The sequence below is a fragment of the Pseudomonas sp. MS15a(2019) genome, from assembly GCF_013277805.1.
In the GTDB taxonomy this organism is placed as follows: domain Bacteria; phylum Pseudomonadota; class Gammaproteobacteria; order Pseudomonadales; family Pseudomonadaceae; genus Chryseomonas; species Chryseomonas benzopyrenica.
On the sequence record NZ_VBTN01000011.1, the window covers coordinates 151,327 to 173,512 of the forward strand.

Consider the following 22,186-nt stretch of genomic DNA (forward strand, 5'->3'; position numbering starts at 1 on the left):
CGCTAGCGATACAGATAGCGATTGACCACGCCTTCGAGCAGCTCCTGGCGACCGCTCACCGGCTGGGGCGCCAGGCCCTGGCTGAAGGTGTGCTCGGCCAGTTGTTCCAGGCTCAGCTGGCCACCCAGGATGCGCTGACCGAGGGACTGGTCCCAGCCGGCATAGCGCTCGCTCTTGAACTTACCCAGGGGGTCGTCCTGCAGCAGTGCTGCGGCGCGTTCCAGGGACAGCGCCAGGGTGTCCATGGCCGCCACGTGGCCGTGGAACAGGTCGACGTCGTCCAGGCTCTGGCGCCGGACCTTGGCATCGAAGTTGAAGCCGCCACGGGTGAAGCCGCCGCCCTTGAGGATCTCGTAGATCGCCAGGGTCATCTCCTCGACGCTGTTGGGGAACTGGTCGGTGTCCCAGCCGTTCTGCGGATCGCCGCGGTTGGCGTCGATGCTGCCGAAGACGCCCAGGGCCACGGCGCTGGCGATCTCGTGCTGGAAGCTGTGCCCAGCCAGGGTGGCGTGGTTGGCCTCGATGTTGACCTTGATCTCCTTTTCAAGCCCGAATTGCTGCAGGAAACCGAAGACGGTGGCCACGTCATAGTCGTACTGGTGCTTGGTCGGCTCCTGGGGCTTGGGCTCGATCAGCAGATCGCCCTGGAAGCCGATGCGGTGCTTGTGTTCCACCACCATCTGCATGAAGCGGCCGAGTTGCTCGCGCTCGCGTTTGAGGTCGGTGTTGAGTAGGGTCTCGTAGCCTTCGCGACCGCCCCACAGTACATAGTTCTCGCCGCCCAGGCGGTGGGTGGCGTTCATCGCGGTGCAGACCTGGGTAGCCGCGCAGGCGAAGACTTCCGGATCGGGATTGCTGGCGGCGCCGGCGGCGTAACGCGGATGGCTGAAGCAGTTGGCGGTGCCCCACAGCAGCTTGAGGCCGGACTCGCTCTGGTGCCGCTCCAGCTCGTCCACCAGGCGGGCGAAGTTCTCGCGGTACTCGGTGAAGCTGGCGCCTTCGGGGGCGACGTCGGTGTCGTGGAAGCAGTAGTAGTCCACGCCCAGCTTGCTGAAGAATTCGAAGGCTGCGGCGGCCTTGGCGCGTGCCTGTTCCAGGGGCGAACCCGCCGCCTGCCAGGGCCGCTGGAAGGTGCCCTGACCAAAGACATCGCTACCTGGCCAGACGAAGGTGTGCCAGTAGCAGACCGCCATCCGCAGGTGCTCGCGCATGGGCTTGCCCATGACCAGGCGATCGGCCTCGTAGTGGCGGAAGGCAAGCGGGGAATCGCTGTCGGGCCCGGCGTAGCGGACCTTTTCGACATTGGGGAAATAAGCCATGACGTTGTCCTTGTTCTTATCTGTCGCACCCGATACGGCGTACCGGTTTGTCTCGATGGTAGCGCCGCCACCTGGACTGCCTATTGTGAAAATCACCAGAGCCAGGTGCGATTTTGCCGCTTGAGGAGTCCAGGCGCCGGTCGTAGTCTGGAGCCCCACCCGCGCTTCCCGCCGGAAATCCGCCATGCCCAGCCAGCCGCCCGTCCACCGCGTCGCCCTGCTGTTCAACGGCAGCAAGATCTATGATCGCGGCATCCTGGCCGGCATCGGCAACTACCTGAGCGGCACCCGGGCGCGCTGGGATCTGTTCCTGGAAGAGGATTTCCTCTGTCGACTCAAGGGCATCGAGCGCTGGCAGGGGGACGGCATCATCGCCGACTTCGACGATCCGGCGGTGAGCGCCGCCCTGGCTCACAGCACCCTGCCGGTGGTGGCCGTCGGCGGCTCCTACGCGACCCCTGGGGACTACCCGCCCGGCATCCCCTATGTGGCCACCGACAATGCCGCCCTGGTACGCCTGGCCTATGACCACCTGATCGAATCCGGGCTGACCCGCTTCGCCTGCTTCAGCCTGCCGGCCGCCGAGACCAATCGCTGGGCCGGCGAGCGCGAGGCGGCCTTTGCCGCCCTGCTCCGCCGCGATGGCCTGCCGGTGGAAATCTATCGCGGCCTGGAGACCAGCGCGCCGCTATGGGACACGGCCGTGGAACAGCTGATCGCCTGGCTGGAGGCGCTGCCCAAGCCGGTGGGCATCCTGGCCGTCACCGACGCCCGGGCGCGGCAACTCCTGCAGGCCTGCCTCACCGCCGGCATCCCAGTGCCGGAACAGGTGGCGCTGGTGGGGATCGACAACGATCCCCTGGCGCGCACCCTGACCCGCGTCCCCCTGACCTCGGTGATCCAGGGCACTGAGGCCATCGGTCGCGAGGCAGCGCGCCTGCTGCATCAGCGGCTGCATGGCGTCGAGCTGGGCGCCCCGCGGGTGCTGATCCCGCCGGAGGGCATCAATGTCCAGGCCTCCAGTCGCCACCAGGCGGTGCGCCATCCCCAGGTGATGCGCGCCCTGCACTTCATCCGCCAGTACGCCTGCCAGGGCATCAAGACCGAGCAGGTCGCCAGCTACGTGGGCATCTCCCGGTCGGCGCTGGAGACGTCCTTTCGCCGCGAACTGGGGCGCAGCGTCCACGATGAGATCCTCGGCTTCAAGCTGGCCGCGGCAGCCGTGGCGCTGCAGGAAGAGGCGCCGAGCCTGGCGGAAGTCGCCAAGCGTTGCGGCTTCACCTCGGCGCAGTACCTGCACGCGGTATTCCGGCGCGAGTTCGGTTGCACTCCGCGCCAGTACCAGCAGCAACCCCGCATGCTGGCGAACGCCCATGAAAAAGCCCGTCCGGAGACGGGCTTTCGGGAAGCGACCGCGGCTTATTTGCCGACGGTCTGACCCAGGAACCAGGCGCGCTCTTCAGCCTGGTCGATCCACTCTTCCAGCAGGCTGGTGGTGGAGACGTCATTGGCGTCGTCGGTCAGGGTGTGGGTGGTGCGCATGTAGGCGGCCAGCGACTGGTTGTCGTCGTGCAGCTCGGTCAGCATCTGATCCGCCGACAGATCGGTGGCATCGCTGCTGGCCAGACGCTTGAGCTGCACCATCTGCTCCAGGGAGCGCACGGTGGGCTGACCGATCTTGCGCGCACGCTCGGCGATCAGGTCGGTGATGCCATACAGCTGGGTGGCCTGCTCTTCCAGCAGCAGATGGTAGTCGCGGAAATGCGAGCCCTTCATGTGCCAGTGGTAGTTCTTTGTCTTGATGTACAGCGCGAAGACATCGGACAGCAGCACGGCCAGGGCTTCGCCTACGGCCTGCTGGTTCTGCAGGGTGGCGTCTTCGCCTTGATGGGCTTTCTGCTTGACGCTGGAAACGGTCTTGAGTTCTTGCTTGGCATTGGCAACGGCCATGAGAGATCTCCTGTCAGGACGTGAGAGAAAAAAGGGGTTCGCTTAGGTTGGCGCGAACATCAACGTCTGCAGAAATCGACCGCGCCAGGCGAAAATTCGTTCATCGAATTTGCATATCGCCACCATGGGCATGACGAATGGTTGCCGCTGTTGCGACTGCGTTTCATTGCCCGCCCTAGAGCCCGCCCGCCACCGCTGCCGTTGCGCTTGTAGCTTGCTCTGTAGGCAAAACCGTTTGTCAGCTCCGCCATCAAACCGGCGCTGTGGGAGAACCGTCACTCCTTCTACCCGGTCACCTAAAGGCAAGGCACACGAACGGTCGCCGAGAGTTCTCTGCCGGCCAAGACAAGGTTCTGCACATAGGTACCAGCGTATGACGACGCCTCTCGATTCCGCTCAGGGACACCCCTCGCAGGCCAAGGACGGCTCTACGGCAGAAGCCCATCTGCACGACCTCAAGGAGGTCGCTCGGGACACGGTGCAAGACGCCAAGCAAGAAGGCGCTGCGCATTACGAACACTATCGCGATAGCGCGGCCGACCAGCTCGGCGCCATCGCCCAGAGCGCCCAGGCGGCCGCCGACGAACTGGAAGACAAGGACACCCTGGGCCTGGCGCACTATGTCAGCGACATGGCGCAAAGCCTGACCGGCCTGGCCGAGGACCTGCGCGGCAAGAGCGCCGAGCAGCTGCTGCACCAGGCCGGCACCCTGGCGCGGGACAATCCGGCCCTGTTCCTCACCAGCAGCATCGCCATCGGCTTTGGACTGTCGCGTTTTCTCAAGGCTTCCAGCCAGCCGGATACCGGCAGCAGCTCGCGCGTCAGCGGCCCCGACGAGGTGCCTTCGCTGACCACGCCCTCGGTCGCGGCGGAAAACGAACTGGCGGAGCCGGCGGCGGGTGCCGATGTCATCCACACCAACAACATTCCCAAGGGTCCTGACCTCCATACCCCGACCACGACCCGTGGCGGCGACCCCATCGGCGGCGCGGCGATCAATCCAGCGCGCAGCGACAGCAGCCTGAACACCGGTACCTCGTCCAGCCAGCTGGATCGACCCACCCTGAGCGGAGGCAAGCAGCCATGATCAACGAGAATCCCACTCCGCGCCCCACCGAAGGCGATACCTCGGTCGTCGGCCTAGTCAAGCAGCTGGTCCATGAGGTCCCGGCGCTGTTCACCAAGGAACTGGCGCTGGCCAAGGCCGAACTGGGCGAATCCCTGCGCACCACCAAGGCCGGTGTGGCCGGGGTCGCCGCGGGTGCCATCGTGCTGCTGGCCGGCTTCATCGTGCTGCTGATGGGTGTCGTCTACTTCCTCTCCCAGTACCTCACGCCCTGGGCCGCCGCCCTGCTGGTGGGCGCCGTGGTCATGGTGATCGGCTTCATCATGCTGCAGTCGGGCAAGAAGCAGTTCGAACCGTCCCACTTCACCCCTGATCGCACCGTCAACAGCCTGCAGAAGGACAAGGACGCCGTACGGAGGGCCGCACAATGAGCATCACCGATCATATCGATCAGGAATCCCGCAAGAATCCCGAGGAACTCGAACGCGAGATCGACCAGAAGCGCGGACACATCGAAGACCTGGTGGGCGCCCTGGAAAGCCGCCTGTCGCCGGGCCAGCTGTTCGACCAGGCGCTGTCCTACACCAAGGGGCACAGCGGGGAGTTCGCCCATAATCTGGGCAATACTCTCAAGGCCAATCCGGTCCCGGCGGTGCTGACCTCGGTGGGTCTGCTGTGGCTGGCCCTGGGCCAGAACCGCGCCCCGGCGCCGGCTACGCCGGGCACCCCGCTCAAGGACAAGCTGACGGGGGCCATGGATTCAGTGGCCAGCAGTGCCGGCCATACCCGCGATTCTCTGAACCGCGGCAGTCACGACGTACGCGACAAGGTGACCGGCCTGGGCGAAAGCGTATCGGCCAAGGCCTCTCAGACGGGTGAGCGCTTGAGCGATACCGCGGCTCAGACCAAGGACGCCCTGGGCGCCCAGGCGCAACAGCTCAAGGGCACCTTCGATACCCTGCTGCGCGAACAGCCGCTGGTGGTAGGAGCACTGGGCATCGCCCTCGGTGCGCTGCTGGGAGCCTCGCTGCCGCGCACCGAGACCGAGGATCGCGCCTTAGGCAAGCACAGCGACAAGCTGACCGCCAAGGCCAAGCAGGCGGCGAGCAGCGGCTATGAGCAGGTCAAGGCAGCGGGGCGCGACGTGGCGAGCGATGCGCGCCAGACCCGTCATGACCGGGATCAGCACGCCAGTACAGGACCGTCGTCCAGCCACCTGGGTAACGATCCCGACGCAGGCGTCGAGTCCATGGCGGGCTCCCCAACCGCTGGCACCGGCAGTACCCTGGGAGCCACTCAGGCGACCGCGGGCATGAACGTCGGTCGTACCGCTGCCCACGGCAATACGCCTGGTGCCGTGGGCGACGAGACCGGCATGGCCACCCCGCCGCGCAGCGTCTAACCCGGCAAGACTGCCGGGGTCAGCAAAGGACCCCGGCCACAAACAGCAAAGGCGCACAGGTCTGGCCCGTGCGCCTTTGCTTGTTTCAGTACCCGCCTCAGTAACCCGGATCCGGATTTTCCTTGGGCTGCTCGGGCCGCTTGTCGTTCTGCGGGCGCTGTTCTTCACCGCCCTGATTGAGTTCCTTGTGGGTCTCGCCGACCTTGCCGGCGTTTTCCGGCTTATGGTCGAGATCGTCGCGCTTGGCCATGATGCTCACCTCTTGTGGCTGAGTAGGTTAGGCAACGGCGCGGGGCTAGGGTGCCCGCGCCAGCAGATCAACGTAAGGGCGGCGCCATGAATTCCGGGCCCACCGGATCCTTGACGTGTTCGGCGAGGAGGGCGTCGATGGCCGCCAGGTCCTCGGCGGACAGCTGCCAGCCAAAGGCCTCGTCCAACCCCTGCAGCTGCTCGGGCTTGCGCGCACCCCAGAGGGCGATGGTCGGCCCCTGATCGAGGATCCAGCGCACCGCCAGGGCCAGCACCGACTTGCCATGACGCTCGCGGGCGAAGGCGGTCAGGGCCTCCACCGCGGTCAGGTACTGGGCGAAGCGCGGGGCCTGGAACTTAGGATCGCCCTGACGCAGGTCGTCGCCGTCGAAGCGGGTCTCGGCGTTCATGCGTCCGGACAGCAGCCCGCGACACAGGGCGCCATAGGCCAGCACCACCAGACCGTGACGCTGAGCATAGGGCAGTACATCGGTCTCGATGGCGCGCTCGAAGAGATTGTAGGGCGGCTGCACGGTGGACAGGTTGGCGAACTGGCGGAAGGCTTCCAGCTGCTCGGGCGAATAGTTGCTCACGCCAATGGCGAGGATCTTGCCCTCCTGGCGCAGGCGCTCAAGTTCACGCGCGGTTTCTTCGTGGGGTACCTGGGGATCGGGCCAGTGCACCTGATAGAGGTCGATACGATCGGTGCGCAGGCGCCGCAGGGAATCCTCCACCTCCTGGCGGATGCGCGCGGCGCTGGCGTTGCGACGCACCTCTTCGTTCGGCCATTCCAAGGCCACCTTGGTGGCGATCACCGCCTGGTCGCGGATACCTTCCAGGGCCTTGCCGACGATCTCCTCGGAACGACCGAAGCCGTACACCGGGGCGGTGTCGATCAGGTTGATGCCGCCTTGGACGGCGCCACGGATGGTCTCGATGGAGCGGGCCTCGTCGGTACCGCCCCACATCCAGCCGCCAATGGCCCAGGTGCCGAGGCCGATACGGGAAACAGGGGTATCGATACCGGGGATGCGCAGGGTTTCAGTCATAGGGAGCTCCAGGCGAAGACGCCAGTCGGAAGGGTTAGCCTTGTGAGGCTAATTCAAAAGGCGTTGAATGGGGCTCAACGAACTCTTGATCCTTATCGCGTGAGGGTTGTGCATGCCAACGCTGAATCGCGGCGAACTGGCCGATCTCAACGTCTTCGTCGCCCTGGTGCGCCGGCGCAGCTTTCGCCAGGCCGCCATCGAACTGGGCGTCACCACGTCGGCGCTGAGCCATGCCCTGCGCCAACTAGAGACCCGCCTGGGGGTCAAGCTGCTCAATCGCACCAGCCGCTCGGTGGTGCCGACCCTGGCCGGCGCGGCCTTGGCGGAAAAGCTCGAACAGGGTTTCACCCTCATCGGCGAGGCCCTGGGCGAGCTGGACCAGCACCGCGACGCCCCGGTCGGCCGCCTGCGCCTGAGCGTGCCGCGGGATGCGGCGCGCCTGCTGGTGACCCCGACCCTGCCTCGGCTACTAGCGGCCTATCCGCAACTGCAGCTGGACATCAGCGTCGAGGATCGTCCGGTGGACATCGTCGCCGACGGCCTCGATGCCGGCATCCGCTATGGCGACACCGTGCCCCAGGACATGGTCGCCCTGCCGCTCACCGACGAGTTGCGCTGGATCGTGGTGGGCGCCCCTGACTACCTGGCCCGCCACGGTCGGCCGCAGCGGCCGGACGATCTCGTCGAGCACCGCTGCGTGCGGCTGCGGCTGGGCAATGGCGCCCTCTATCGCTGGGAACTGGGCAGCGGCGCCACGACCCGCACGCTGGACGTGCCAGGCCCGCTCACGGTCAACGAGACCGAGACCTCGATCCAGGCCGCCCTCGATGGCCTGGCCCTGGCCTACTGTCTGGAATGGCGGGTGGCCACGGAGCTGCGCGACGGCCGCCTGGAGCAGGTACTACCGGACTGGGCCTCGCCCGGTGCGCCCCTGTGCATCTACTACCCGAGTCGGCGCCAGCCCCCACCAGGGCTGCGCCAGTTGATCGAGGCGGTGCGGCAGACCTGGATCGAGCGGCATCCCTGAACGGGCGAACCAACCGGCGCGGAGAGAGGTCCCCTGACCACGCCGTGATCGCCTGACCGAGGAGGCCCCCTTGCCCGCTGCCAACGCCGCCGCATCCGACCTGCCGCTGCCCGTGGAACGCGAACTCAGTCCGCGGGCGCTGCTCACCGGCGCGCTGCTGGGCATCCTGCTGACCCCGGCCAACGTCTATGCCGGGCTCAAGATCGGTTGGTCGTTCAACATGTCGATCATCGCCCTGCTGGTGAGCTACGGCCTCTGGCACCGCCTGGGTCGCCGCCTGCAGCAACCGGGCTGGACGCTGCACGAGAGCAACATCAATCAGACCGTGGCCTCGGCGGCCGCCAGCATCGTCTCCGGCGGGCTGGTGGCGCCCATCCCCGCCTATACGCTGCTGACCGGCCAGGAACTGCCGACCCTGCCGCTGATGGGCTGGGTGTTCGCGGTGAGCTTTCTCGGCATCTGGGTGGCCTGGTATCTGCGCCCCCTGCTGCTGGCCGATGCCAGTCTGAGATTCCCTGAGGGCCTGGCCACCCTGGAGGCGCTGCGCCAGGTCTATGCCAGCGGCGCCGAGGCCCTGGCCCGGCTGCGGGTGCTCCTGGGCGCCCTGACGCTGTCGGCGGCGGTCAAACTGGTGGACACCTTCGCCTGGATGCTCCCGCGAGCGGCGCCTTCGCCCGCCCTGGAGCGGCTGACCTTCAGCTTCGATCCCTCGCTGCTGCTGCTCGGCTTTGGCGGCATCATCGGCCTGAGGGTCGGACTGTCGCTGCTGCTCGGCACCTTGCTGGCCTGGGGCGGTGTAGCGCCCTGGCTGCTGGCCAGCGGCGTCGCCGCGCTACCGGCGGACGCCAGCGGCCCGCAATACGCCTTCCTGGTGCAATGGCTGCTCTGGCCGGGAGTGAGCCTGATGGTCAGCGCCACCCTGGCTTCCCTGGCGGTACGGCTGATCACCCTGCCGCGCGGCGAACGGCAGCGCCAGGGCTGGCAGCGACCCCGTGCCTGGCCACTGGCGCTGTTGCTGGTGGCGGCTCTGCTGGTGGTGGTGCTGCAGGTGCGGCTGTTCGGCATCGATCCCTGGCTGGCCCTGCTCGCCCTGCCCCTGGCGCTGTTTCTCGCCGCCATGGCCGCGCGGGTGGTGGGCGCCACCGGCATTCCCCCCATCGGCGCCATCGGCCAGCTGTCGCAGCTGACCTTTGGCCTGGCTGCCCCTGGCCAGGTCAACATCAACCTGATGGGCGCCAACACCGCCGGTGGCGCGGCTGGCCAGAGCACCGACCTGATGAACGATTTCAAGGTCGGCCAGGCCATCGGCGCCACGCCCGCCAAGCAGGTGGTGGCTCAGTGCCTGGGCATCGCCCTGGGCGCGGTGACCGGGGTGCTTACCTATCGGCTGCTGATTCCCGACCCCCAGGCACTCCTGCTCAGTGCCGCCTGGCCGGCACCGGCGGTGGCCCAGTGGAAGGCGGTGGCGGAAACCCTGACCCAGGGCCTGGGCGCCCTGGATGACGCCATGCGCCTGGGCATCGTCCTGGGTGCCCTGGCCGGCGTGCTGCTGGGCCTGGCCGAAGCCCTGCTGCCTGCAAGACGCGCGCACTGGCTGCCCAGCTCGGCGGCCCTGGGCCTGGCCTTCATCCTGCCGGCCTCGGTGTCGCTGATGATGACCCTCGGCGCCCTGCTCACCGCCCTGGTGCGCTGGCGGGCGCCGCGCCTAGCCGAGCGCTTCGCCCTGGCGGCCGCGGCGGGACTCATCGCCGGGGAAAGCCTGGCCGGTGTCGGGGCGGCCTTCTGGCAGATGCTCTCATCTTGAACTGCGACATCTTGTCAACTGGACAATAATTTCCAGACGTAATGTCGCGAAGCTTTCAATAACCTTTCAAACCCATGAAATTCGGGAGTTGCGGTCCGATTCAGCTTGCCAGCGCGCTTTTGCAACACATAAGGTTACAAATAGTGCGACCCACCCATGAGAGGTCTGGGCGCCTTGCGCGAGCTGTCTCCATAACAAACCCAATCCGAGCTAGCAGTCATGGCCACCACCTCGAAAGCCAAATCCGTGTTCCGCGTCGTCAGCGGAAACTTCCTCGAAATGTACGACTTCATGGTCTATGGCTTCTATGCCACGGCCATCGCCAAGACCTTCTTTCCCGGCGATAACGAACTCGCCTCCCTGATGCTGTCGCTGGCCACCTTTGGCGCCGGCTTCCTGATGCGTCCCCTGGGGGCCATCTTCCTCGGCGCCTACATCGACCGGCACGGTCGGCGTCACGGCCTGATCGTCACCCTGGCGCTGATGGCCCTGGGTACCCTGCTGATCGCCGTGGTGCCGGGCTATGCCACCCTCGGCGTCGCCGCCCCGCTGCTGGTGCTGCTCGGCCGCCTGCTGCAAGGCTTCTCCGCTGGCGTCGAACTGGGCGGCGTGTCCGTCTACCTGTCGGAAATCGCCACTCCGGGCCGCAAGGGCTTCTTCGTTTCCTGGCAATCCGCCAGTCAGCAGGTCGCGGTGGTCTTCGCCGGCGTGCTGGGCGCGCTGCTCAACCACTGGCTGTCGCCCGCCGAGATGGGTGAATGGGGCTGGCGCATTCCCTTCCTGATCGGCTGCCTGATCGTGCCCTTCCTGTTCATGATCCGCCGCTCCCTGGAAGAGAGCCCGGAATTCGAGGCGCGCAAGCATCGCCCGACCTTCCGCGAGACCATGACCTCCATCCGCCAGAACTTCGGCGTGGTGCTGGCCGGTGTGGCCATGGTCTCCATGACCACCGCCTCCTTCTACCTGATCACCGCCTACACCCCGACCTTCGGCAAGCACGAGCTGAACCTGACCGCCCTGGACAGCCTCATCGTGACCGCCTGCGTGGGCGTGTCCAACTTCATCTGGCTGCCGGTGATGGGCGCCCTGAGCGATCGCGTCGGCCGGCGTCCGCTGCTGATCTTCGCCACTGTGTTGGCCATCCTCACCGCCTACCCGGCGATGATCTGGCTGACCCACGCCCCGGGCTTCTCGCGCCTGCTGATGGTCGAGCTGTGGTTGTCCTTCCTCTATGGCACCTACAACGGTGGCATGGTGGTAGCCCTGACCGAGGTGATGCCGGCCCATGTGCGCACCACCGGCTTCTCCCTGGCCTACAGCTTGGCCACCGCGACCTTCGGCGGCTTCACCCCCATGGTCTGCACCTGGCTGATCCAGGAGACCGGCAACAAGGCCGCCCCCGGCATGTGGCTGACCCTGGCCGCCGTGCTCGGCCTGGTCGCGACCCTGACCCTGTTCAAGGGCAACGCCCAGCCGCGCTTCAAGGCCGCTACCGCCTGAGGAGGTTGTCGCAGAGCGGCACGTTGTGCCGCTCTCGCATCCGGACAGGTCGTCCCTCACCCTGATCTGTAACAGCTTTTTGCTAGGGTTGCGGCAGGCGACCGCACTGGGCGGTCGCTGTGCCGGAGCCCGCCGATGCCCATCCTTCCTCGCCTTCTCGCCGGTCTGGCCGGTGGTCTGCTGTCGCTGACCGCCGCTGCCACCGAGCTGACCCATTGGCCAGCCGACGCCGCCCGCCAACTCGATGCCCTGATCGCCGCCAATGCCAATAAGGGCAACTACGCGGTGTTCGACATGGACAACACCAGCTATCGCTACGACCTGGAGGAAGCCCTGCTGCCCTTCCTGGAAATGAAGGGCGTGCTGACCCGCGAGACCCTTGATCCTTCGCTCAAGCTGATCCCCTTCAAGGACGTCGGCGGCCACCAGGAAAGCCTCAACAGCTACTACTACCGGCTCTGCGAGATCGATGACCTGGTCTGCTATCCCTGGGTCGCCCAGGTGTTTTCCGGTTTCACCCTGCAGCAGCTCAAGGGCTATGTCGACGAGCTGATGGCCTACGGCAAGCCGATCCCCGCCACCTACTACGGCAAGGACGATAAGGTCGAGACGGTGGAGATCAATCCACCCAAGCCCTTCACCGGCCAGCAGGAGCTCTATCGCAAGCTGATGGAGAACGGTATCGAGGTCTATGTGATCAGCGCCGCCCACGAAGAGCTGGTGCGCATGGTGGCCGCCGATCCGCGCTACGGCTATGGCGTCAAGCCGGAAAATGTCATTGGCGTCACCACCCTGCTCAAGGACCCGGCCACCGGCGCCCTGACCACCGCCCGCAAGCAGATCGCCGAAGGCAAGTACGATCCCCAGGCCAACCTGAGGCTGCAGGTCACCCCCTACCTCTGGACCCCGGCCACCTGGTTCGCCGGCAAGTACGCGGCCATCCTCACCTACATCGATCCCTGGAAGAAGCCCATCCTGGTCGGCGGCGACACCCCGGTCAGCGACGGTCCCATGCTGTTCCAGGGCGTGGACGCCGCCAAGAACGGCATCCACCTGTGGATCGACCGCAAGGCCAAGTACCGCACCCAGATCGAGGCGATGATGAAGAGCAACGCCGAGGGCCAGGCCAAGGCCAGCGTAGCGGTCAACGCCGACCAGCACTGGGTGATCGTCAAACCCGAAGACATCCAGTAGGCCCGCGCTCCAGGGCGGGCTAGACTCGGGGCTCTCTCTGACTGCCCTGGAGCCCACCATGGAACACCTGGTCCTGACCGTCATCGCCCCCGATCGCCCCGGTCTGGTGGAAGCCCTGGCCGACTGCGTGGCCGCCCAGGGCGGTAACTGGCTGGAAAGCCGCATGGCCCATCTGGCCGGCCAGTTCGCCGGGATCCTTTCGGTGGAAGTGGAGCCGGAATTGCGCAATGGCCTGGTGGAGGCCCTGCAACAGCTGGCCATTCCCGGTCTGCGCATCCTGGTCGGCGAACCCGGCCAGCCGGCTGCGGTGGGTGCGCCGCTGGTGCAGCTCGACCTCCTGGGCAACGACCGCGTCGGCATCGTCCGCGACATCACCCGGGCGCTGCATCAGGTCGGGGTCAACGTCGAACGGCTGTCCACCGAGACGCGCCCGGCCCCCATGAGCAGCGAGGTGCTGTTCCATGCCACCGCCCTGCTGGCACTGCCGGCGGACCTGGCCCTCGAAACCCTGCAGGCCCATCTGGAAACCCTCACCGACGACCTGATGGTGGAGCTCAAGCTCTATCGGCACGGACATGACCAGCACTAAAGTAGGCTTCAGGGCAGCGATCTATAAAGATCTATAAAGATCTATAATCGACTTTAATCGCCTTGAATTGGGAGTTGTCGATGCCCGAGCGTTTCTATCACCGACACGCCATGGCTACTACCTATGCCGCCAAGATCATGGCAGACCCGCTGCATCCCGGTCTGTTTTTGGCGGCGCCACGGCGAACCGGCAAGACCACCTTCATGCGGGAAGATCTGGCGCCCGCACTCCAGCTCGCAGGTGCCGAGGTGATCTACGTCGATCTCTGGTCGAATCGACAGACTGATCCGGCTGAGTTGATCAATCAAGCGGTTCAGGTTGCCATCGAGCGCAATCTTGGTCTGATCGCCAAGCTGACCAAGCAAAGCGGCGTGGTGAAACTCAAGGTGGGTGGGGTCGAGATAGATACCGGCAGCATTGGCAAAGCCAAGGGCGTAACCCTGGCCGCTGCGCTGGCAGCGCTGTCCGACAGTCTCGGCAAGCCGATAGCGCTCATTATCGACGAAGCTCAGCATGCCGTGACCACCGCGGCTGGCAGCAACACGCTCTTCGCCCTCAAGGCGGCTCGCGACGAATTGAACGGCTCACACCATCACGGCCTGAGACTTATCTGCGCCGGTTCCAGCCGGGACAAGCTGGCAATGCTCAGAAACAGCCGCGACCAAGCCTTCTTCAATGCGCCCCTGGTCAACTTCCCCCATCTCGACAGAGGCTATGTGGACTGGTTCTGCGCGCAGTCCAGGCTCGATTTCACCCTTGATCCAGAAGTAGTCTGGAGTAAATTCGTCGAAGCGGGCTATCGCCCCGAGGCATTGCAAGCGGCCCGTGAGTTACTCGAGTACTCAATGATCGATGATGCTGCAGTGGGCAATGTCGCTTTTGCTGAAGCCGTCGACGAGCACGTGCGAGAGATGTCCGAGAGCGCTCTCGCCGTGATTCGCAGCCTCACACCGATTCAAGCGGCCGTACTGAAGGTGATGGCGGTCCAGGGCAAGGACTATGCGCCTTTCGAATTGGCAACTCTTGGCAAGTACGCAGAAATGCTACAGCTCGCCGGTATGAGCGAGGCCCAGGCCCAAGAGGCCGCCTACGCGCAGAACGTACAGCAGGCCCTGGCTGCTTTGCAGGAAAAGGCATTGATCTGGAAAGCTGAGCGCGGCGTTTACGCCATCGAAGAGCAAGGACTGCCGGACCTCATGCGTAGCGCCGGCATGCTGCCGGACGCTTCGTCAAACTAAGGGCGTTCAGCTGACCATCGGGGCGGCAAGCCCTATCGCCCCTGCCCCTTCTCCAACCGCCGCCGGATGCCTTCGGGCATGTCTTCCGGCAGCGGCATCCGACCATCCGCCGGCAGGGCCTCCAGGCCCGCTTCGTCCAGCAGCACCAGCACCTCCTCCTTGAGCCGACTCAGAGCGAAGGCCTGCCAGGCCTCGCGTACCGAGGGGAAGAGCTCCAGCTCGTAGTCGAAGGTGCGGATCGGCCGCCGGCTCTCCAGGGCGGCACGCAAGAGTGGCTGGGCGTGGGGATGGCGCAACTGGTGCAGAAAGGCTTCGCGCAGCTCCAGGCGGTCGTCCTGGGTCAGCCGCGGCAGCGGCAGGTAGCGTTCGGGATCTTCCAGCTCCTCGCGCTCTTCCAGACTGAGGTCGTCCGGGTCGAGCAGGCGCAGGGCGCCGCTTTCGAGATCGAGGAAGTGAGTACCTCGCTCCCGGCTGTCGAGGGCGGCAGCCAGTAGATCGAGGTCGAGGGTCAGGGGGCGCATGGCAGGACTCCGGCACAGGCGAACAGGAGCGGAGATAGAGCTCCGCTCCTGTTGCGACCCTAGCACCGGAGCTGGCGTTCAGCCCTTCCGCTGATAGGGAAAGAAGCGCCGTTCGCGCAGGTCGTGCTCGATCTGCTCCAGGCTCTTGCCCTTGGTCTCCGGTACCAGGCGCCAGATGAACAGCAGGGCCACCAGGGAAATGCCGGCATAGAGCCAGAAGGTGTGGGCGGCGCCCAGCTGGGTCACCAGGCTCAGGGTGGTGAGGGTCACCAGCAGGTCGAAGCCCCAGTGGCTGAAGGCGCCGACGCTGGCGCCCTTGCCGCGCACGAACAATGGATAGACCTCGGCGTTGATCAGCCAGATGCAGACGCCGAAGCCGCCGCAGTTGAGCATCAGGTAGGCGGCCAGGCAGGCCACCACCGTCCAGCGCTCGACCTCGGTCTGGGGACCGGCGCCCTGGAACAGGTAGCCCATGATGGCCAGGGCGATGATGGAGCCGGGGATCAGCGTCAGCAGGTAGCGACGACGACCGATGCGATCCACCAGGAAGCTGCCCACCACGGTCATGATCACCACCAGGATGGTGCTGCAGCCGGTGGCCAGCACCGCGGTCTGGTCGGAGAAACCGGCCTGGGTGAGGATGGTGGGTGCGTAATAGATCAGGGCGTTGTTGCCGGTGATCTGCGAGAACATGGCGATGCCTGCCCCCACCAGCAGCGCCGGTCGCACCCAGGGCGAGAACAGATCGCTCCAGCTGCCCTCCGGCGCGTTGCTCACGGTCTTGATCTCGGCCAGTTCGGCCTCGGCCGCGGCCTTGCCACCGCGCACCCGTTCCAACACCGCCACGGCATCCTGTTCACGCCCCTTGACCAGCAGCCAGCGCGGACTCTCCGGCAGCACCGCCATGCCCGCCAGCAGGATCAGCGCCGGCACCAGGCCGAGGCCGAACATCCAGCGCCAGTGCTCGTCCAGGGCGAAGCCGGTGAAATAGGCCACGGTGATGCCGAACACCACCATGAACTGGAACAGCACCACCAGCTTGCCGCGGTGCTCCGGCGGCGCCACCTCGGCGATGTACACCGGGATGATCTGGGTGGAGCTGCCGGCCGACAGGCCGAGCAGGAAGCGCGACAGGATCAAGAGGGTGACGTTGGGCGACAGTGCCGAGAGCACCGACCCCAGGGCGAATACCAGGGCCACGCCGATGATGGTCTTGCGCCGGCCGAGGCGGTCGGAGATCGGCCCGGTGCCGAGGCAACCGAACAGGGCGCCAAAGATGATGGCGCCGGTCACCAGCTGCTTGACGGTGTCGTCCATGGCGAATTCGCGGCCGAGGCCGAGCAGGGCGACGCCGATGATGCCGGTGTCGTAGCCGAACAGCAGGCCGCCCAGGGCGGCGATCACGGCGATGAGCACGACCAGCCCCTTGCGCGGGGTGGCCGCCACGGGAGTGGCGAGCGTAGGTGATGAAGCGAGCATGGGGAAATCCTTTCTTGTTTTGCCAGGGCAAGGATCGCGGCAGCGGCCAGATCCACCCGCGCGGGCGGGCCGTCGGGAGCATGGCCCAGGGAAAAGCGCGATGTGGCAGGCAGAGAAACGTTAGGTGAATCGTTTCACCTAATGATGCCAGTTGTAACAGGACTTGTGAAAAGCATCACGAAAGGCGGATCGGCAGCGCCCTAGCTGCCGATGGTCAATTCCTGGAAGCGCTGCTCGGGCAGCGCGGCCGCGCCCTGCCCCGGGCGCAGCGCCTGATCGCCCAGGCGCTCGACCAGGAAGTCGATGAACACCTTGAGCTTGGGCGGCAGGTGGCGCGTCGCCGGATAGAGCAGCCAGGCGCCACCCTGGTAGTGCGGTAGAAAGGACCAGTCCGGCAGCACCTGGACGATCTCGCCGCGGGCCAGGGCCGCCTGGGCGGTGAACAGCGGCAGGCTGCCGATACCGATGTGGTTGAGCACCGCGTCCAACCGTACCCCGGTGTGGTTGGCGGCGTAGCGCCCGCGCACGTTGACGTGAACCACCTTGGCGCCCTGGCGGAATTTCCAGCGCGAATCGGCCGGCTCTTCCGCCAGGTAGATGCAGCTGTGCCCAGCCAGGTCGCGCGGGTGGGCCGGCTGGCCGTGCTCGGCCAGGTACTGCGGCGTGGCGCAGAGCAGGTGCTCGATGGTGAGCAGCTGGCGACCCACCAGCCCGGGCGGCGGGCGGTCGGTGATGCGGATGGCCAGGTCGACGTTCTCGTCGATCAGGTCGACCTGGCGGTCTTCCAGCAGCAGTTGCACGTCCACCGCCGGGTAGCGGCGCAGGAACTCGGCCATGTGCGGATGGATCACCGTGCTGCCCACCGCCTTGGGCACCGACAGCCGGACGATGCCGGCCGGTGCCTGGTTGAACTGACCGCTGACCTCCAGTACCGCCCGGGCGGCGCCAACCATGTCGCTGCAACGCCGATAGACCTCCTCCCCCGCCTCCGACAGCCGCAGCTTGCGGGTGCTGCGATTGAGCAAGCGGGTGCCCAGGGCCTTCTCCAGGCGCGCCACGCTGCGACTGGTGGAAGACGGGGTCAGACCCAGCTGGCGGGCCGCCGCAGAAAAGCTGCCGCTCTCCACCACCCGCACGAAGATGGCCATCTCGCTGAACAGTGGCAGGGGAAGATTTATGCTCACAGCGCAAAATTCCTTTGGAGAGAGGGTGGATTATCACCCTTGCGCGCACTCTTTAGAATGAGGACGTTTCTCGTTCTCCAAGAGTAGTAAGACGAATGACCGAGCGCCTGTATTTCCTGAGCGACAGCCTGATCGCCGAGGTCGAGGTCCATGCCTGTACCGCCGACGGGGACGGTTATGTCGTTGAACTGCAGGCCACACCCTTCCATCCCCAGGGGGGTGGCCAGCCCAGCGACACCGGCTGGATCGGCACGGCCGAGGTGACCCGGGTGGTCCAGGACGGCGAGCGCATTCTGCACCACACCAACCGTCCCCTGGCGCCGGGCCGCGTGCTGGCGCGGGTCGACGAAGGCCGCCGCCTGCTGCATTCGCGGCTGCATTCCGCCGGGCATCTGCTCGGCCACATCGGCGAGACCCATGGCTGGAAGCCGGTCAAGGCCCATCACTGGCCGGGTGAAGGCCGCATCGAATTCGTCCCGGGCGAGGAAACCGTCGCGCTGGACGCCGAATCCCTGCAGGCGCACTTCGACGCCCTGGTGGAAGAAGACTTGCCGCTGCAGATCGAGGTGCAGGCCGACGGCCAGCGCCAGGTGCGCTTTGGCGAGGATGTGGCGCGCTATGCCTGTGGCGGGACCCATGTGCGCTCCCTGCGCAGCGTCGGGGCCTTGAGCGCCCTGGGCGTCAAGGAAAAGAAGGGGCGCCTGCTGGTGAGCTACGACATGGCTGGCGCTTGATCCACCGCCCACCTCACCCGTCGAAAGGAGGCGCCATGCTGCTCGAACTCGACGCTCTCGACACCGAGAGTCTGCTCCGTCTCACCGATGAACGCCTGCTGGCCGTGCGGGTGCGCCACTTCGTGCCGCGTCCGCTGGCCGACGACCTCGGCCAGCAGATCCTCGGCAACGGCTTCGCCACCTACACCAACGCCCCCAGCATCGGCCGCATCGGCATGGCCTTCTACGAGGCGGAGCACCAGCGCGCGCAGATGGACGACTATTTCGCCAGCGTCACCAGCAACCTGGAAGAATTGCGCCGCCGCTGCCGCCCCTACCTCAATCCCATCGACCTGGTGCGCTGCACCCTCGACGAGGTCTGGCCGGCCGGGGCCCGCCTGCAGACCCTCTGGGGCCGCAAGATGTACGTCGGCCTGTCGCGGGTGGTGAAGCCGGGGGTGCGCTTTCTCGCCCACCACGACATCTTCGCCAAGGACGCGCCGGGCAGCGAGGAAGCCGAAAGTCTGGTCGCCCAGCTGGCCTGCAACGTATACCTGACCATGCCCAGTGTCGGCGGCGAACTGCAGCTCTGGTCGCGCGAGCTGTCGCCGGAGGCCTTCGACGCCATGCGCGGCGACAGCTACGGCATCGAACCCGACCGCCTCGGCCCGCCCTGCCTGACCATCCGCCCCGAGCCGGGCGATCTGATCCTCTTCAATTCCCGCCGCATGCACGCCGTGACCCCCGGCAACGACCAGCCGCGCCTGTCGCTGTCGTGCTTCGTCGGCTATCGCGGGGCGGCCGAACCCCTCACGTACTGGAGCTGACATGTCCCCCTACCTGAGCGAATTCCTCGCCCTGGCGACCATCCACTTCCTCGCCGTGCTGGCGCCCGGTCCGGATTTCGCCGTGACCGTGCGCCAGAGCGTGAGATTCGGCCGCCTGATCGGCCTCTGTACCGCCCTGGGCATCGGCGCCGGCATCTCGGTGCACGTGCTCTACACCCTGCTCGGCATCGGTGCCCTGATGCACGCCACGCCCTGGCTGCTGGGCGTCGCCAAGGTGGTCGGTGGCGCCTACATCCTCTGGCTGGGCTTCAACCTGATCCGCAGCAAGCCCACCGCCGCGCCGCTGGACGACAGCCAGTGGCAGCAGGCCGATCTGCAACGGCAGTCGCCCGGCAAGGCCTTCCTCACCGGCTTCCTGACCAATGCCACCAATCCCAAGGCCACCCTGTTCTTCCTGGCCATCTTCACCACCGTGGTCAGCGGCAGTACGCCGCTGACCGTCCAGGGCCTCTATGGCCTGTGGATGTGCGCGGTCAACGCCGGCTGGTTCGCCCTGGTCAGCCTGCTGTTTTCCAGTCCGCGCGTTCGCCAGACCTTCCTGCGCCTGGGCCACTGGTTCGAACGAACCATGGGCCTGGTGCTGGTTTTCTTCGCCGGTCGACTGCTGTTGTCGGCGCTTTGACGTCAGTCCATTCGTATTGGAGGTCCTCCATGCCCTACGTCCACCGCGCTCCCGCTGGTATTCCCACGGAAAAGTTCGTCGTCCGCCTGCCCGATGGAATGCGTGAACGCATCGCCGCCGTGGCCCGCTCCCATCGCCACAGCATGAACACCGAGATCGTCGCCTGGCTGGAACGCAGCCTGGTGCAGGACGGGGTCCTGGAACAGCAGCAGGTCGACGCGGACGACGAGTTGCTCAATGCCAGCGAACAATTGCTGCTGCAGCGCTTTCGCCAGCTCAACGAGCGTCAGCAGAATGCGCTGATCTCGGTCCTGGAGCTGGAGTTGCCCGTGCCGGTGCACGCGCGCGAAACCGCCTGAGTCCGGCCGGTCCGGGTCCCGCAGGGAACCGACCGTCGGCAGCAGGGCCGCCCACCAGGCGGCCCTGACGTGCGGCTTTCAAGTATCGATCGGGACAGCCGATGAAGGGGATCTTCGTACTCTCTTCCGGAATCCCCATGTCTGTATCCAAAGCCTCCTGGCTGAGCAATCTCGGCATTTCCAAGAAGCTGGCCCTGGGCTTCGGCGCCCTGCTGGTCATGGTGACGGTGGTGGCCCTGTTCGGCTATTTCACCGCCAATACCCTGCTCGAGCGCATCAACAAGACACGTTACAGCGGCGAGCTCAAGGCCCATATCCTCAACGTCCGGATCGACGAGAAGAACTACCTGCTCGATCCCAGCGCAGCCAGTTCCGCCCAGCAGCAGGCCGACCTGGCCGTGGTAGCGGACGACGTCGCCAAGGGTCTGGTGCTGCTGACCAACCCGTCCAACGTCGCCATCCTGCACAACATCCAGCAGGAGATGAAAACCTATCAGGAGCGTTTCACCGCCCTGCAACAGGCCAACCAGACCAGCGCCGAGGCGCAAAAGGAGCTGACCAAGGTCTCCGATAACGTCACCGAGACCTTCGACCAGCTGTTCGATCTGGTCTTCGCCTCCGGCGGCGGCTACAACACCGCCGATCTCAGGGCCGTGGCCGAAATGAAGGCGCAGATGGTCAGCGTGCGCCTGGCCATCCGCCGTTTCCTCGGCACCCCCGACGACAGCAAGTCCCAGGCGACCCTCAAGGTCATCGACGGATTGCTCAAGACCCTGGCCACTGCCCAGAAGCAGATCGACGGCGACACCGCCGCCCGCCTCTACAGCGCCACCCAGGACGTGACCCGCTATCGCGCCTTCTTCGAATCCATCGTTGCCCAGAATCGCCAGGCCCAGGCCGCCGTCGCCAGCCTGCAGGAGCAGGGCAACAAGCTGGTGCAGTTGCTGGATCAGCTGGGCGAGGGTCAGCTCAAATCCGCCGCCGCCGAGCGCCAGGCGGCCCTGCTCAAGCTGTTGCTGACCAGCCTGGTCGCCCTGCTCATCGGCATCGCCGCCGCCTGGCTGATCGCCCGCCAGATCACCCAGCCGCTGGCGACCGCCATGGCCATGCTCAAGCGCGTCGCTGCCGGCGATCTCACCCAGCGCAACGAGGTGAGCCGCCGCGACGAACTGGGCGAACTGCAACGCACCACCCAGGCCATGGCCGACGATCTGCGTCAGCTGGTCGGGGGCATCGCCAACGGTGTGGGGCAGCTCAACAGCGCGGCCGACGAACTCTCGGCCTTTGGCGTCCAGACCAGCCGCGGCGTCACCCAGCAGCGCGACGAGATGCACCAGGTGGCCACCGCCATGAACGAGATGGCGGCCACGGTACACAACGTGGCGCAAAACACCGCCAACGCCTCCAGCGCCGCGCAGAACGCCGACAGCATGGCGCGCGAAGGCAGCCGTACGGTCAAGCGCGCGGCCCAGGAAATCACCCTGGCCGCCGAAGAGGTGCAGGGCCTGGGCGCTGCCATGGAGCGTCTGGACGCCGCCAGCGGTCGCATCGGCAGCGTCATCGACGTGATCAAGGCGATCGCCGAGCAGACCAACCTGCTGGCGCTCAATGCCGCCATCGAAGCCGCCCGCGCGGGTGAGCAGGGCCGCGGCTTCGCCGTGGTGGCCGACGAGGTCAGATCCCTGGCGCAGCGGACCCAGGAATCCACCCAGGAAATCGGCGAACTCATCGCCACCCTGCAGCAGGGCACCACCGAAGCCAGTGCGCGCATGCAGGCCAGTCGTGACCGCACCCTGGGCACCGTGACCCTGGCCCAGGACGCCGAGCGCGCCCTGGACGTCATCTACCAGACGGTGGCGGAGATCCAGAGCCTCAACCAGCAGATCGCCACCGCGGTGGAAGAGCAGAGCCTGGTAGCCGAGGAGATCAACGGCAACGTGGTCAAGGTCAGTGGCCTGGCCGAGGAGTCCGCCACTGCCAACGCCCATGCCGCGGCTTCGGTCAACGAATTGGCCCGCCTGGGCGGCGATCTGCAGCAGATGGTCGCGCGCTTCCGCGTCTGACCCCGGCCCC

At 66.2% G+C, this 22,186-nt stretch carries 22 protein-coding genes; 15 read left to right on the forward strand and 7 right to left on the reverse strand.

Annotated elements, in window-relative coordinates:
- Positions 1–2 precede the first annotated feature (2 nt).
- Complete coding sequence (gene xylA, locus FEZ61_RS17870; protein ID WP_017639601.1) at positions 3–1,319, reverse strand: xylose isomerase; 1,317 nt, start codon at positions 1,317–1,319, stop codon at positions 3–5.
- 184 nt (positions 1,320–1,503) lie between these two features.
- Between xylA and FEZ61_RS17875 the strand changes: the two genes are divergently transcribed.
- Complete coding sequence (locus tag FEZ61_RS17875) at positions 1,504–2,757, forward strand: DNA-binding transcriptional regulator (protein WP_064306858.1); 1,254 nt, start codon at positions 1,504–1,506, stop codon at positions 2,755–2,757.
- Here the strand turns inward: FEZ61_RS17875 and FEZ61_RS17880 are convergent.
- Positions 2,739–3,269, reverse strand: coding sequence for a DNA starvation/stationary phase protection protein (locus tag FEZ61_RS17880; RefSeq protein WP_017639603.1), 531 nt, complete (start codon positions 3,267–3,269; stop codon positions 2,739–2,741). The two genes, FEZ61_RS17875 and FEZ61_RS17880, sit on opposite strands and share 19 nt — an antisense overlap.
- Positions 3,270–3,642: 373 nt before the next feature.
- Here FEZ61_RS17880 and FEZ61_RS17885 point away from each other — a divergent pair, with 373 nt between their 5' ends.
- Genes FEZ61_RS17885 through FEZ61_RS17895 form a run of 3 tightly spaced genes read left to right on the forward strand, consistent with a single transcriptional unit; the run spans position 3,643 to position 5,737 of the window.
- Positions 3,643–4,356 carry a hypothetical protein gene (locus tag FEZ61_RS17885; RefSeq protein ID WP_026083705.1) on the forward strand — a complete coding sequence of 238 codons (714 nt, stop codon included), beginning with the start codon at positions 3,643–3,645 and terminating at the stop codon, positions 4,354–4,356.
- Positions 4,353–4,766, forward strand: a complete 414-nt coding sequence (locus FEZ61_RS17890; RefSeq protein WP_093255052.1) for a phage holin family protein — start codon at positions 4,353–4,355, stop codon at positions 4,764–4,766. The genes FEZ61_RS17885 and FEZ61_RS17890 overlap by 4 nt, the downstream gene beginning before the upstream one ends.
- The gene (locus FEZ61_RS17895) at positions 4,763–5,737 is read left to right on the forward strand and encodes a DUF3618 domain-containing protein (protein ID WP_173149781.1); all 975 of its coding nucleotides are present in this window, start codon (positions 4,763–4,765) and stop codon (positions 5,735–5,737) included. Before FEZ61_RS17890 ends, FEZ61_RS17895 begins: the two co-directional genes overlap by 4 nt.
- A 97-nt stretch (positions 5,738–5,834) precedes the next feature.
- Here FEZ61_RS17895 and FEZ61_RS17900 read toward each other — a convergent pair whose 3' ends face one another.
- On the reverse strand, positions 5,835–5,987 hold the full coding sequence (locus FEZ61_RS17900) for a hypothetical protein (RefSeq protein ID WP_017639863.1): 153 nt from the start codon (positions 5,985–5,987) through the stop codon (positions 5,835–5,837).
- A 67-nt stretch (positions 5,988–6,054) separates the two neighbouring features.
- Positions 6,055–7,035: an aldo/keto reductase gene (locus FEZ61_RS17905; RefSeq protein WP_173149783.1), complete on the reverse strand. Its 981-nt coding sequence runs from the start codon at positions 7,033–7,035 to the stop codon at positions 6,055–6,057.
- A 112-nt stretch (positions 7,036–7,147) separates the two neighbouring features.
- On the opposite strand from FEZ61_RS17905, the gene FEZ61_RS17910 reads away from it, so the two are divergent.
- The 6 genes from FEZ61_RS17910 (at position 7,148) to FEZ61_RS17935 (ending at position 14,387) form a co-directional block, all read left to right on the forward strand.
- A complete protein-coding gene (locus FEZ61_RS17910; protein WP_173149785.1) occupies positions 7,148–8,062 on the forward strand; it encodes a LysR family transcriptional regulator in 915 nt (304 codons plus the stop codon).
- 70 nt (positions 8,063–8,132) lie between these two features.
- Positions 8,133–9,866: an OPT family oligopeptide transporter gene (locus FEZ61_RS17915; RefSeq protein ID WP_173149787.1), complete on the forward strand. Its 1,734-nt coding sequence runs from the start codon at positions 8,133–8,135 to the stop codon at positions 9,864–9,866.
- A gap of 219 nt (positions 9,867–10,085) precedes the next feature.
- A complete protein-coding gene (locus FEZ61_RS17920; RefSeq protein WP_017639867.1) occupies positions 10,086–11,366 on the forward strand; it encodes an MFS transporter in 1,281 nt (426 codons plus the stop codon).
- A 135-nt stretch (positions 11,367–11,501) separates the two neighbouring features.
- Positions 11,502–12,560, forward strand: coding sequence for a phosphorylcholine phosphatase (locus FEZ61_RS17925; RefSeq protein ID WP_017639868.1), 1,059 nt, complete (start codon positions 11,502–11,504; stop codon positions 12,558–12,560).
- 58 nt (positions 12,561–12,618) lie between these two features.
- Entirely contained in the window at positions 12,619–13,149 is a 531-nt protein-coding gene (locus FEZ61_RS17930) for an ACT domain-containing protein (RefSeq protein ID WP_017639869.1), read from the forward strand.
- An 80-nt stretch (positions 13,150–13,229) separates the two neighbouring features.
- A complete protein-coding gene (locus tag FEZ61_RS17935; protein ID WP_173149789.1) occupies positions 13,230–14,387 on the forward strand; it encodes an ATP-binding protein in 1,158 nt (385 codons plus the stop codon).
- A 32-nt stretch (positions 14,388–14,419) separates the two neighbouring features.
- On the opposite strand, the gene FEZ61_RS17940 is transcribed toward FEZ61_RS17935, so the two are convergent.
- The 3 genes from FEZ61_RS17940 to FEZ61_RS17950 form a co-directional block, all read right to left on the reverse strand.
- A complete protein-coding gene (locus tag FEZ61_RS17940) occupies positions 14,420–14,908 on the reverse strand; it encodes a UPF0158 family protein (RefSeq protein ID WP_173149791.1) in 489 nt (162 codons plus the stop codon).
- A gap of 78 nt (positions 14,909–14,986) precedes the next feature.
- Positions 14,987–16,387, reverse strand: coding sequence for a sugar porter family MFS transporter (locus FEZ61_RS17945; protein ID WP_064306868.1), 1,401 nt, complete (start codon positions 16,385–16,387; stop codon positions 14,987–14,989).
- Between the two features lie 200 nt (positions 16,388–16,587).
- The gene (locus FEZ61_RS17950; protein WP_064306869.1) at positions 16,588–17,571 is read right to left on the reverse strand and encodes a LysR family transcriptional regulator; all 984 of its coding nucleotides are present in this window, start codon (positions 17,569–17,571) and stop codon (positions 16,588–16,590) included.
- A 95-nt stretch (positions 17,572–17,666) separates the two neighbouring features.
- Between FEZ61_RS17950 and FEZ61_RS17955 the strand changes: the two genes are divergently transcribed.
- The 5 genes from FEZ61_RS17955 to FEZ61_RS17975 all read left to right on the forward strand — a co-directional run bounded on the left by FEZ61_RS17955 (position 17,667) and on the right by FEZ61_RS17975 (position 22,176).
- Positions 17,667–18,305: a hypothetical protein gene (locus FEZ61_RS17955; protein ID WP_064306870.1), complete on the forward strand. Its 639-nt coding sequence runs from the start codon at positions 17,667–17,669 to the stop codon at positions 18,303–18,305.
- 35 nt (positions 18,306–18,340) lie between these two features.
- On the forward strand, positions 18,341–19,111 hold the full coding sequence (locus tag FEZ61_RS17960; RefSeq protein WP_007159850.1) for a 2OG-Fe(II) oxygenase: 771 nt from the start codon (positions 18,341–18,343) through the stop codon (positions 19,109–19,111).
- 1 nt (position 19,112) lies between these two features.
- Positions 19,113–19,754 (forward strand): LysE family transporter, encoded by a 642-nt coding sequence (locus tag FEZ61_RS17965; protein ID WP_027597438.1) that lies wholly within the window; start codon positions 19,113–19,115, stop codon positions 19,752–19,754.
- A 29-nt stretch (positions 19,755–19,783) separates the two neighbouring features.
- Positions 19,784–20,113 carry an Arc family DNA-binding protein gene (locus FEZ61_RS17970; RefSeq protein ID WP_173149793.1) on the forward strand — a complete coding sequence of 110 codons (330 nt, stop codon included), beginning with the start codon at positions 19,784–19,786 and terminating at the stop codon, positions 20,111–20,113.
- Positions 20,114–20,250: 137 nt separating this feature from the next.
- On the forward strand, positions 20,251–22,176 hold the full coding sequence (locus FEZ61_RS17975; RefSeq protein WP_173149795.1) for a methyl-accepting chemotaxis protein: 1,926 nt from the start codon (positions 20,251–20,253) through the stop codon (positions 22,174–22,176).
- Positions 22,177–22,186 lie beyond the last annotated feature (10 nt).

Excerpts from the sequence above, each read along its gene's own strand:
- xylA (WP_017639601.1), bottom strand. The coding sequence starts at position 1,319 with ATGGCTTATTTCCCCAATGTCGAAAAGGTCCGCTACGCCGGGCCCGAC.
- FEZ61_RS17875 (WP_064306858.1), top strand. The coding sequence starts at position 1,504 with ATGCCCAGCCAGCCGCCCGTCCACCGCGTCGCCCTGCTGTTCAACGGC.
- FEZ61_RS17880 (WP_017639603.1), bottom strand. The coding sequence starts at position 3,269 with ATGGCCGTTGCCAATGCCAAGCAAGAACTCAAGACCGTTTCCAGCGTC.
- FEZ61_RS17885 (WP_026083705.1), top strand. The coding sequence starts at position 3,643 with ATGACGACGCCTCTCGATTCCGCTCAGGGACACCCCTCGCAGGCCAAG.
- FEZ61_RS17890 (WP_093255052.1), top strand. The coding sequence starts at position 4,353 with ATGATCAACGAGAATCCCACTCCGCGCCCCACCGAAGGCGATACCTCG.
- FEZ61_RS17895 (WP_173149781.1), top strand. The coding sequence starts at position 4,763 with ATGAGCATCACCGATCATATCGATCAGGAATCCCGCAAGAATCCCGAG.
- FEZ61_RS17900 (WP_017639863.1), bottom strand. The coding sequence starts at position 5,987 with ATGGCCAAGCGCGACGATCTCGACCATAAGCCGGAAAACGCCGGCAAG.
- FEZ61_RS17905 (WP_173149783.1), bottom strand. The coding sequence starts at position 7,035 with ATGACTGAAACCCTGCGCATCCCCGGTATCGATACCCCTGTTTCCCGT.
- FEZ61_RS17910 (WP_173149785.1), top strand. The coding sequence starts at position 7,148 with ATGCCAACGCTGAATCGCGGCGAACTGGCCGATCTCAACGTCTTCGTC.
- FEZ61_RS17920 (WP_017639867.1), top strand. The coding sequence starts at position 10,086 with ATGGCCACCACCTCGAAAGCCAAATCCGTGTTCCGCGTCGTCAGCGGA.
- FEZ61_RS17925 (WP_017639868.1), top strand. The coding sequence starts at position 11,502 with ATGCCCATCCTTCCTCGCCTTCTCGCCGGTCTGGCCGGTGGTCTGCTG.
- FEZ61_RS17930 (WP_017639869.1), top strand. The coding sequence starts at position 12,619 with ATGGAACACCTGGTCCTGACCGTCATCGCCCCCGATCGCCCCGGTCTG.
- FEZ61_RS17935 (WP_173149789.1), top strand. The coding sequence starts at position 13,230 with ATGCCCGAGCGTTTCTATCACCGACACGCCATGGCTACTACCTATGCC.
- FEZ61_RS17940 (WP_173149791.1), bottom strand. The coding sequence starts at position 14,908 with ATGCGCCCCCTGACCCTCGACCTCGATCTACTGGCTGCCGCCCTCGAC.
- FEZ61_RS17945 (WP_064306868.1), bottom strand. The coding sequence starts at position 16,387 with ATGCTCGCTTCATCACCTACGCTCGCCACTCCCGTGGCGGCCACCCCG.
- FEZ61_RS17955 (WP_064306870.1), top strand. The coding sequence starts at position 17,667 with ATGACCGAGCGCCTGTATTTCCTGAGCGACAGCCTGATCGCCGAGGTC.
- FEZ61_RS17960 (WP_007159850.1), top strand. The coding sequence starts at position 18,341 with ATGCTGCTCGAACTCGACGCTCTCGACACCGAGAGTCTGCTCCGTCTC.
- FEZ61_RS17965 (WP_027597438.1), top strand. The coding sequence starts at position 19,113 with ATGTCCCCCTACCTGAGCGAATTCCTCGCCCTGGCGACCATCCACTTC.
- FEZ61_RS17970 (WP_173149793.1), top strand. The coding sequence starts at position 19,784 with ATGCCCTACGTCCACCGCGCTCCCGCTGGTATTCCCACGGAAAAGTTC.
- FEZ61_RS17975 (WP_173149795.1), top strand. The coding sequence starts at position 20,251 with ATGTCTGTATCCAAAGCCTCCTGGCTGAGCAATCTCGGCATTTCCAAG.